This window comes from Streptomyces sp. WI03-4A (genome assembly GCF_033792105.1).
Classification (GTDB): domain Bacteria; phylum Actinomycetota; class Actinomycetes; order Streptomycetales; family Streptomycetaceae; genus Streptomyces; species Streptomyces collinus_A.
This window is the reverse complement of the sequence record NZ_JARAUO010000090.1, coordinates 1-5,847: the sequence shown is the minus strand read 5'-3', so window position 1 is coordinate 5,847 and position 5,847 is coordinate 1. Positions and strand designations below refer to the sequence as shown.

At 75.5% G+C, this 5,847-nt stretch carries 6 protein-coding genes; 1 reads left to right on the top strand and 5 read right to left on the bottom strand.

The features are described from left to right. Positions 1-115: 115 nt before the first annotated feature. The 3 genes from PV343_RS40100 to PV343_RS40090 form a co-directional block, all read right to left on the bottom strand. On the bottom strand, positions 116-829 hold the full coding sequence (locus PV343_RS40100) for an RNA polymerase sigma factor (RefSeq protein ID WP_319151993.1): 714 nt from the start codon (positions 827-829) through the stop codon (positions 116-118). A gap of 62 nt (positions 830-891) precedes the next feature. Further along, on the bottom strand, positions 892-1,377 hold the full coding sequence (locus PV343_RS40095) for a hypothetical protein (protein ID WP_319151992.1): 486 nt from the start codon (positions 1,375-1,377) through the stop codon (positions 892-894). A 155-nt stretch (positions 1,378-1,532) separates the two neighbouring features. After that, positions 1,533-2,228 (bottom strand): type 1 glutamine amidotransferase domain-containing protein, encoded by a 696-nt coding sequence (locus PV343_RS40090; protein ID WP_319151991.1) that lies wholly within the window; start codon positions 2,226-2,228, stop codon positions 1,533-1,535. A gap of 141 nt (positions 2,229-2,369) precedes the next feature. Here PV343_RS40090 and PV343_RS40085 point away from each other — a divergent pair, with 141 nt between their 5' ends. Next, positions 2,370-3,275, top strand: coding sequence for a LysR family transcriptional regulator (locus PV343_RS40085; protein ID WP_319151990.1), 906 nt, complete (start codon positions 2,370-2,372; stop codon positions 3,273-3,275). A gap of 59 nt (positions 3,276-3,334) precedes the next feature. On the opposite strand, the gene PV343_RS40080 is transcribed toward PV343_RS40085, so the two are convergent. Both PV343_RS40080 and PV343_RS40075 read right to left on the bottom strand, forming a co-directional pair. After that, positions 3,335-3,958, bottom strand: coding sequence for an HD domain-containing protein (locus tag PV343_RS40080; protein ID WP_319151989.1), 624 nt, complete (start codon positions 3,956-3,958; stop codon positions 3,335-3,337). Positions 3,959-4,082: 124 nt separating this feature from the next. Then, the coding region (locus PV343_RS40075) for a glycoside hydrolase family 47 protein (protein WP_319151988.1) at positions 4,083-5,847 on the bottom strand (1,765 nt) is incomplete at its 5' end.

The following is a 5,847-nucleotide window of genomic DNA, read 5'->3' as shown; positions in this document are numbered from 1 at the left end:
GTCGCGGCCGGCGGGCGCAGCGGCCGCAGATCGGCCGGGCCGACGGACTGCGCCCGCGCGGCCAGGGCGGCCCGCAGCCGCTCCTCGACGGCCGCGGTGCCGGTGCCGGATGTGCTCATCGCAGACCCTCCAGACGTCGGCCCAGGGCGTCGATGGCCCGGCTGGCCGTGGACTTGACGGTGCCCCGGGACAGCCCGAGCGTCGCCGCGATCTCGGCCTCGGTCAGGTGCGACCAGTACCGCAGCACCAGCACCTCGCGCTGACGCGCGGTCAGCGTCCGCAGGGCCGTCAGGACCTCCCGGTGGTCCTCGTGGAGCAGCACGTCCTCCTCCGGCGCGGGCGCGTGCTGCTCGGGCTCGGGGGTGTGCGCCCGTACGGTACGGCGCCGTCGCAGCACCGAGCGGGCCCCGTTGACGACACTGGTCCGCAGGTACGCCTCGGGGTCGTCCAGCGCGCCGAGCCGGTGGCCGTGGCGGCGGAACAGCGCGGTGAAGGCGTCCTGTACGACGTCCTCGGCCGTGGGCACGTCGTCGACCAGCAGCACCGCGAGCCGGACCAGGGACAGCCTGCGGTGGTGGTACAGCTCCTCGATGCCCGACGGGGACACGGGCACCCGGAGCGCCGGTGCGGCGGCGCCGTCGCCGCGGCCGGAGGACGCCGGTCCCGCGGCCGTGCCGACGCCCACGCGCGCGAGGACGCGGGTGCGCAGGGCGCGGGCGAGCGGGACGGGGCGCAGGGCGCGGCGCAACCGGCGCCACGGTGGGGCGCCGGACTCCGGGGCGGCGGCCCGGTCCCAGGGCAGGGTCGCCGGTGGTGTCGCTGTCGTCATGGATCTCCCGTCACCGGTGTGCGGGGAGCCGCGCCGGGCGGCTCCCCGCACACCGGCATGCCTCAGTGGTGCTGCGGAACCGGTGCGGCCGTGGCGTGCCCGGGCGCGGGGACCGGACTCGGCGCCGCCGTCGGGCGGCCGTGGCCGTGCGGCCGTGCGGGCGCCGGTGCCGCCGTGGCCCGGCCGGGAACGGACGGGACCGGCGAGGGCGTGGCCGTGGCGGGCAGCGTCGTGCTCGGGACGGGCCGCGGTGTGGCCGGTACCGGACTCGGCTTCGGGCCGCCCGGGTGGGTCGGTGAGGGGACGGGCTTCGGGGCGGCCGTGCGCACGGGGGACGGCACCGGTGACGGCGTGGCGGTCCGTGCCGGGGACGGCACCGGTGACGGCGTGGCCGTGCGGCCGGTGCGCGGCGCGGGGTGCGCGTCGCCCTGGACCGCCTGGGCGGTCACGGTGCCGGCGACGGCCAGGGCGGCGCCGACGGCGGAGACCCCCAGGACGGCGCGCAGCCGTCGTATGCGGCGAGGACGGGGGACACGGTGTGCGGACATGGGTTCCTTCGGATCGCTCGGGTCGGACATCGGTCGGAAGTGGAGGCCTCCACCCCGACAGACGTCCGGCCCCGGGCGAGGTTGCGGGTGACGGCCGGACAATTTTTCTCCGCGCGCGGCGCACGCCGGTCACCCGCCCCCGAGGTGCCCCGGGATCAGCCCAGGCGCTTCAGCAGCTCCTGCGCCACCGGCGCCGAGGAGGCCGGGTTCTGGCCGGTGATCAGGTTGCCGTCGACGACCACGTGCGGCGCCCACGGTGCGGCCGTCCGGACGTCGACGCCCGCCTCGGTCAGCCGGTCCTCGAGCAGCCACCGGACGCGCGGGGCGAGACCGCCCTGGGTCTCCTCCTCGTTGGTGAAGGCGGCCACCGGACGCCCGGCGAAGGCGTTCGCGCCGTCGGCGCGCACCGCCGCGAGCAGCGCGGCCGGGCCGTGGCAGACCACGGCCAGCGGCCTGCCGGAGTCGAGGGCCGTGACCAGCAGCCGTCCCGAGTCCTCGTCCACGGCCAGGTCCTCCATGGGCCCGTGCCCGCCGGGGTAGAACACCGCGGCGAAGTCGTCGAGGTCGACCTCCGCCAGCTTCACCGGCTCCCGCAGCTCGGTCATCTCCTCCAGGCCGCGCGCGATCTCGTCCGCCCGCTCCTGGCCGCCGTTGACCTCGGCGGCGAGGCTCGCCCGGTCGACCGGGGGCAGCGCGCCGCCCGGCGTGGCCACGACGACCTCGTGCCCGGCGGCCTTGAGAGCGCGGTAGGGGACCACGGCCTCCTCCGCCCAGAAGCCGGTGGGGTGCTGGGAGCCGTCGGCGAGGGTCAGGCGGTCGGCGCCGGTCAACACAAAAAGGATCTTCGACATGGGTCTTCTTCTCCCGGAACGTGCGGCTTACGGGAAAGAACGTAGGCGTGCCGACCCATAGGCAACCAATGAAGTCATGGATGTCGGACATTGGATCCCCTATGGGTCGCTCCGGCCCCGGCGGGCGGAATACTCGGCGGTGTGGACACCCCCTCGCTCGACCTGAACCTCCTGCGCACCTTCCTCGCGGTCTACCGCTCCGGTTCCTTCACCGGCGCCGCCCGCCTGCTGGGCCTGTCGCAGCCGACGGTGACGACACAGATGCGCGCGCTGGAACGGCTGAGCGGCCGGGAGCTGTTCGAACGGCTGCCGCGCGGGGTCACCCCGACGCAGGTGGCCGACGAACTGGCCGCCCGGATCGCCGCGCCCCTGGACGAGCTGGCCGCCGTGGCCGGCCCCGGCCCCCTGGAGGGCGCCCGCCCGGAGCCCGTCCATCTCGCGGGGCCCGCCGAGTTCCTGTGCGCCCAGGTGCTGCCCGCCCTCGCGCCGCTGGTCGCGGAGGGCGTACGGCTGCGGGTGGCCACGGGCCTGACCGAACCGCTGCTGGAGGAACTGCGGGCGGGCCGGCACGACCTGGTGATCGCCACCGCCCGCCCGCGCGGCCGCGCCCTCCACGCCGTGCCGCTCGGCGACGAGGAGTTCGTGCTGGTCGCCGCCCCGGTCTGGGCCGAACGGCTGGCAGGGCGGCTGCCCGCCGAGGGCCCGGCCGCCCTGCAGCCGGTCCCGCTGATCACCTACGCCGAGGACCTGCCCATCGCCCGCCGCTACTGGCGGCACGTCTTCGGCCGGCGGCTGTCGCGCACCGCCGCCGTCACCGTGCCCGACCTGCGCGGGGTGCTGGCGGCGGTGGTCGCCGGGGCGGGGTTCTCCGTCCTGCCCCGCTACCTGTGCGCGGAACCGCTGCGGTCCGGTGCGCTGGTGGCGCTGCTGGAGCCGGAGGACGCGCCGATCAACACCGGCTTCCTCGTCCAGCGGCCCGGCGCCTCCGAGAACCCGGACGTGGTCCGCGTCCGCGAACTGCTCCTGCGGGAAGGGCGGACCTGGTAGGCCCGAACGGTCCGGTCCGGGTCGCTCCCCGCTTCGGCGTCATCACAGCCTTGGCGTCGTCACCGCTCCGCCCGCGTGCCGCGGGGGCGTTGCCGGGTGAGCGGGTGGGACATCTGGTACGCCAGCCTGCGGTCGGCGCCGTCCCCGATCTCCGTGAGCACCTCGTCCAGCTCCATGAACCACTCCCAGGCCGCCCGCCCGTCGGCACCGGCCAGCCGGGCGACGACCAGGTCCTCCAGCTCCGAGACGCGCTTGTTCTTCCAGACCTTGTCGGCGAGGCTCACCAGCAGGTCCTCCGCGCCTGCGCCGGGGGCGGTCCAGGAGGCGTGCGTCGCGGCGAACCGGGCGAGGCGCGCTTCCACGCCGTGCCCGAGCAGCAGCTCCCGGCCCGCCTCCTCGTGGCGGGCGCCGGGGCCGGACAGCTCGGCCGGATACAGGGCCTTGCCGATGTCGTGGGTCGCGGCCCCGAACAGCACCGCCTCCGCGTCCAACTCCAGTGCCGGGCACCGCCGTCGTACCCACTCGACCAGCCGGGCCGCCACGTCGTGCACCGCCCGCAGATGGGCCACCAGACGCGGCGGGGCGTCGACGCCGGCCAGCAGCGCGGCGGCGCGCTCGGGGAGGGCGCGCAGCGGTGGATCGGTCTCGCCCGTCGCGATCGTCGCCGCGCTCGTCGCTGTCACCGCGCCAGCGTAACCGCGGGTGTCCCGGCCGTACGGGAGTTCCCCCGCACCCGCGCACGCCGGGACGCCCACCGCCGCCCGGCACCCCACCCCGCCCTCACCCCCTCACTCCACCGTCACCCCCTCACCCCACCACCAGCCGCCACTGCTGGGAGGCCGCGCCGCCGGTCGTCCGCTGCACCAGGGCGGCGCCGTCCGCGGTGCCGTCGACGTCCAGGGCCTTCCCGCTGCGGCGGTTGACGAGCCGCTGGTAGCCGTCGCCGGCCGGCTGGACGCTCCACTGCTGGGTGTGCGTGCCGTCGTACGCACGCTGGTGCAGGGCGGTGCCGTCGGTGGTGGAGGAGCGCGGCACCTCCAGCACCTTGCCGCTGTGGAGGCTGGTCAGCCTCGTGTGTCCGCCCGACGTCGTGACGATCCAGCGCTGGTCGGCGCCGGCCCCCGGGGCCAGGCCGACGACCGGGGCGCCGTCCGCCGTCGCGGCGCCGCGCACCGCCATCGCCCGCCCGGTGGCCCGGTTGAGCAGCCGGAAGGTCCCGCTCGGCGAGGGCGCGGGGACACGTCCGGCGCCGCGCAGCACATTGCCCTCGGTGGTGAGGTAGTTGGTGGTGTAGTCGAAGCGTGGCGTGCCCGACCAGAGCAGGTAGAAGTACTTCATGTTCTCCGAGAACCAGTAGCCGGGCGTGAGGTCGCCCCGGGTGACGGGCGTCGTCCGCAGGTCGGCCACGATCGTGTAGCCGTTCGCGACCTTGCAGTGGGCGCGCTGTGCGTCCCACAGCCACCGGGCGCGCTCCCGGTAGACCTCCTTGCCGGTCAGCAGCCACAGGAACAGCGCGGAGTCCGCGTACTCGGGGCGCAGCCGGTACTGCGTGCTGGTGGCCGCGAGCGTCGTGCGGTCGATCGTCTCGGGTGGCACCGGGAACCGGGTCAGGGCGGCCGCCCACGAGGAGTGGTACGACTCGCCCGCCCCGAGGTCACCGCCCTGCCCGAGCAACCCGGCGTAGAAGGCGGCCAGTTCGGACTGGCCGAGCCCGGTCGTCGCCCCGCTGCGCATGTCGGCGGACCGGAACCACAGCCGCCCGTCCCGGGTCTCCCCGAGGTGCCGCAGGACGGCCGAGGTCAGCGTCCGGTACCAGCCGCGGATCTCGGTGTCGCCGAGGAACTGGTAGGCGTCCCACAGGTATTCGAAGTAGGAGTCCACGGGCGGGTCCACCCGGGCGGTCGGGTCGGTCCAGACACCGGTCTCCACGTTCAGCGTCGTACCGACGAGATCCAACGCCGAACGGCGTTCGTACGGCGCCCGCAGTGCCTTCTTCGCCGCGTCGAGGTATCTGCGGTCGCCGGTCAGCCGGGACAGGCAGCCCAGTTCGGTGATGTTGCTGCCGATCTCCGCGAGCGGCACCTGGCTGCCGCTGACCGCGCCGGTGCGCAGGTTGACGTACCGGTACGGCGCCCCCGTCGGCGACGACGTGAAGGCGGGCAGCAGCCGGTCCGCGAGATCGCGCGCCTTCGCCAGCAGGACGGGGTCGCCGGTGCAGTGGTGGCCGGAGAGGAGACCGCCGACCAGCCGGATGATCGCCTCGAACACATGGATGTTCGCGTCGCGGTCGAAGTCGAGGCGGGTACCGATCCAGGAGACGGCGGCGTCGAGTTCACCGTCCAGCTCCATCAGGAACAGGGTGTCGAGCGACTCCACGACGGTCAGCCCCAGCGGCACCGAGTCGATGAAGAACTCCGAGCCGGTGCCGCTCACCGGGTGCAGTTCGTCGCGGCCCCAGGCCAGGCGCCGGTAGGCGGTCCAGGCGGTGAGGAACTCCTGGCGCACCTCCTCCGCGAGCGCGGGATCGGCCGGGCCGGGCGCGGCGGACGCGGGCGCGGCGCCCGGCCCGCCC